Source organism: Faecalitalea cylindroides ATCC 27803 (assembly GCF_000469305.1).
GTDB classification, from domain to species: Bacteria; Bacillota_I; Bacilli_A; order Erysipelotrichales; family Erysipelotrichaceae; genus Faecalitalea; species Faecalitalea cylindroides.
On record NZ_KI271036.1, the window covers coordinates 868 to 3,966 of the forward strand.

The window sequence follows — 3,099 nt, forward strand, 5'->3', positions numbered from 1 at the left end:
GCAAGGTTATCATAGACTTCATTCTGCTTGGCAGAGTCAATGTGATTACGGATAATAAAGAAGGTGCTTACAGACAACACTACCATAAACACCATCGCAATAATAATATAGATTTTTCTGCTCATTTTCTCTTACCTTTCCATATCGTTTCTCTTAGGTGGAGTCAAATCTCTGCAATACTCCGGATACCTCAACTTGATACCCTCCATAAAATACGGAGCATATCCGCAACAGAACAGTTCCTCCGGTGTATAGAGATTTTCCCTGCCTTCTTCCGTAAATCCATTCCAGAGATTAAAGGCAAGGTGGCAGACCTTGACTGTGCCACTTGTCTGCCAACCGCCGTGCATACCTTCCGGTATGATGCAATCCCTCTTAAAATCAAACATCTTTCCGATGTTCATTCTTGTTTCTTCTGAAATACCCATCACATAGAAAAATGCTCTGTGATAGCAGTCGTTGACTTTGCACTTATCCAGATTTTCCAATACAAAATCTCTGTGTGCAGCATTGCGAAATTGAATCTTAGACATTGTAAATCCCTCCTTATGCTTCGCCTGGTTTGGTTGTCATCAGTTTATAAAGTTTCGTGTTCTTAGGGAATTTGTTTGCAAACGGTACAAGCGAACTTCCCACCTTGATAAGTCCGTGTCCTGCTTCCACATTCGTGATATAGGACATCTGGAGGTCAGAAATATTCAGAAGTTTTGCAAGCTCAAGCCTGTCTGTGGAAGCCTGATTCAGCATAATGATGAACTCTGAGTTTGCAAGCATTGTTCTCGCTGTGTGGCTCTGCAAAAGGTCATCGACATTCTGAGTGATTCCACTTGCGTATGCACCGTATTTTCTCACACGCTTCCACAAGGTAAAGAGGAAGTTTGCAGAGTATTCGTGCTGGAACAGAAGATAAATCTCATCAATGAAGATAAAGGTGTTCTTACCCTTTGCACGGTTCTGTGTGATACGGTTCAGGATAGAGTCAAGGACAACGAGCATACCAATCGGCATAAGCTGTTTACCCAAATCAAGAATGTCATAGCAGATAAGGCGATTATTGGTATCCACATTCGTCTGCTTTGCAAAGGTATTCAGAGAACCGTGTGTGAAAAGTTCAATGGCAAGTGCCAGTTCCTTTGCTTCCGGTTCGTCCTGCTGCAAAAGTTCTGCCCTGAAATCCTGCAAGGTCGGTATATGTCCCTGATAGTCATTCTGCTGATAACTGCGATACACGCTTGCCGTGCAACGGTCAATGATAGACTTCTGCTTCGCTCCGAGATTTGTTCCTCCGATAAGCTGTTCACAAAGGGACATAATAAACTCGGATTTCAAAATGACAGGGTTTGCACCGTCGCCGTAATCCTTATTCATATCCATTGCATTGATGTGATTGTCGGAAGTAGCAGAAATATTGATTACCTCTCCGCCCATTGCATTGACAAGCTGTGAATACTCTCGCTCAGGGTCGATGATGATAATATCTGCGTCTGAAGAAAGCACCTGATTGATGATTTCTCCCTTTGCCGCAAATGACTTACCGCCACCAGATACACCGAGAATAAAGGAGTTACCATTCAAAAGCTGCTTACGGTCTGCGATAATCATATTTTTGCTGATAACATTCTGACCGTAATAGATACCGTTCTCGTGGAAAATATCCTGCACCCTGAATGGGATAAATACCGAAAGGCTCTCTGTTGTAAGTGTTCTGAAGGCATCAATCTTTCTTGTTCCAAACGGCATTACCGTGTTGAGTCCATCTACCTGCTGAAATCTCAGTGTTGCAAACTGGCAAAGATGTTTTCTTGCTGTGGTAAGCAACGCTTCCGTATCATTCTCAAGCTGTTCCTTACTGTCTGCTGTAATAACCATTGTGATAACAGCGAACATCATTCTCTGGTCACGGGTCGTAAGGTCATCGAGGAACTCTTTCATTTCTTTCTTCTGCTGCTCCATATCATACGGAACAGTTGCAGAGAAGTTGTTATTGGCATTCTGCCTACGCTGCCAGTTTGTGATATTGGTTTCCACACCAAGCAGACGGTTCTCTGCTTCCTTTACTGCTTCATCCGTTGGAACGGGAACAATATCAATGGACATCATCAGATTTCTGTTCATATCCGTAAGTTCCGCTACCATACTGTCTTTGATATAGGACGCATATTCACGAAGAAAAAGGACTCTTCCATAACGGTTTCCCATCTTGAAATAGTCCTTTTCAAATTCCATTGTGTCGGGGCAGATATAATCCTTAAAATCGTGTCCCTTTTTTCTTGTTTCCTTAATATCAAAGTGGAAAGAGCTTTCTTCTCCCACACGATAGAAGTCGTGGAAAATACGAAGTCTTTCGTCTGTTTCCAGTTCCACACACTTACTTCCAAGCCTGCCGAAGTGAGCAATCAAATCTGCACCGACACGGGCAAAATAAGTTCTTGCGTCCTCCACACTCTTTTTGTTGATGGAAATGGTAATATACTTATCCTGAACAATGGAGTTTGCACCCGTTGCCTTATCAAGAAGCATTTTATTGTATTCCTCTCGATATTCGTCCAGATTATCTCCGGTTGTCGGAATAAGAATTGTCTGCTCAAAATCCAGTCTGTTGAGCCGACGATTATTGATTGTGATTTTTGTCGTTGCACCACTGTCAAGAGAGTTCAGAAGTTCGGAATATTCAAGGAACATCGCTTCCTTATCCTCACGGCTCGCCACTGCATAGTTAATGTCCGTAAAACGATAAGTCTTTGAATACTTATCCTTTCCCACTTTGAAAATGCCATCATCAAAGATAGCCACTACGGGAATCACGTCCTGCACACCTTTCGGTACAACAAATTTTTCTTTGTCCTGCTTAAACAGGTTCGTAAGAGTCTTAATCATTTGACTTCAATACCTCCTTCTGCTTCTGTTCAATGCTTGACTTCATCAGTTCGTAATACACATTGGTAGAATGAAACACCAGCTTCTTCGGCATTAAAAACTCCGATTTTATCCACGCATAGATTGCTTTCTCTGCGGTCATACCGTTGTACTTCACAAAGCCAAGTGCCGCAAACGGAGCAGCACCCAAAATGCACACCATTAGATTCATATATTTCTGCA

Annotated in this window: 3 protein-coding genes; all 3 read right to left on the minus strand. The window is 42.4% G+C overall.

The features are described from left to right. Positions 1-131: 131 nt before the first annotated feature. Positions 132-533 (minus strand): DUF6075 family protein, encoded by a 402-nt coding sequence (locus tag HMPREF0367_RS07955; RefSeq protein WP_002594682.1) that lies wholly within the window; start codon positions 531-533, stop codon positions 132-134. A gap of 13 nt (positions 534-546) precedes the next feature. After that, positions 547-2,877 carry a VirB4-like conjugal transfer ATPase, CD1110 family gene (locus HMPREF0367_RS07960; RefSeq protein WP_002594681.1) on the minus strand — a complete coding sequence of 777 codons (2,331 nt, stop codon included), beginning with the start codon at positions 2,875-2,877 and terminating at the stop codon, positions 547-549. Beyond that, positions 2,870-3,099 (minus strand): PrgI family protein (locus HMPREF0367_RS07965; protein ID WP_035403115.1); only part of this gene is annotated, 230 nt, incomplete at its 5' end. The genes HMPREF0367_RS07965 and HMPREF0367_RS07960, both read right to left, overlap by 8 nt.

Bases quoted from the DNA above. Each gene is read 5' to 3' on its own strand.
- HMPREF0367_RS07955 (WP_002594682.1), bottom strand. From the start codon at position 533: ATGTCTAAGATTCAATTTCGCAATGCTGCACACAGAGATTTTGTATTG.
- HMPREF0367_RS07960 (WP_002594681.1), bottom strand. From the start codon at position 2,877: ATGATTAAGACTCTTACGAACCTGTTTAAGCAGGACAAAGAAAAATTT.